The sequence below is a fragment of the Mycobacterium sp. NGS26 genome (assembly GCF_059813025.1).
In genome coordinates, this window is record NZ_JCALDU010000032.1 from 1 (window position 1) to 473 (window position 473).

Below are 473 nucleotides of genomic sequence, written 5' to 3' on the forward strand. Positions count from 1 at the left end.
CGACCCCGGCCGGCACCGGGCACAACCGACCGTCGAGCACGAACGACGCCGCGGTTGACACCGGGGCGCCGATCGGCACCACTGTTACTCCTGGAGCCAGCGGGGCACTCATCGAGGTGTACACGGTGGCTTCGGTTGGGCCGTAGGCGTTGATCACCACCCGCCCGGGCGCCCAGCGATCCACAATCTCTGCCGGGCACGCCTCGCCGCCGAGTAGCACCGCCACCGAATCCAGCCCGTCGGGCGACAACGCAGCCGCCGCTGACGGGGTTTGGGTCAGCACATTGACGCGTTCGGCCACCAGCAGTTCGTGGAAGTCATCCGGTGAGCCGGCCGTCGACTCGGGCACGACGACCAGCCGCCCACCACCGAGGAGTGCGGCCCAGATCTCCCACACCGAGAAGTCGAAGCCGTACGAATGGCACTGCGTCCAGACCCGCGCGGCCGGCAGATGCGTGGGCAACGACTCCGCT

1 protein-coding gene is annotated in these 473 nt (G+C 69.3%); it reads right to left on the reverse strand.

The genetic code is table 11. The annotated features are described in order from the left end of the window. Positions 1 to 473: AMP-binding protein (locus AC5Y6X_RS24420; RefSeq protein WP_499989717.1), on the reverse strand; the 473-nt coding region annotated here is incomplete at both ends.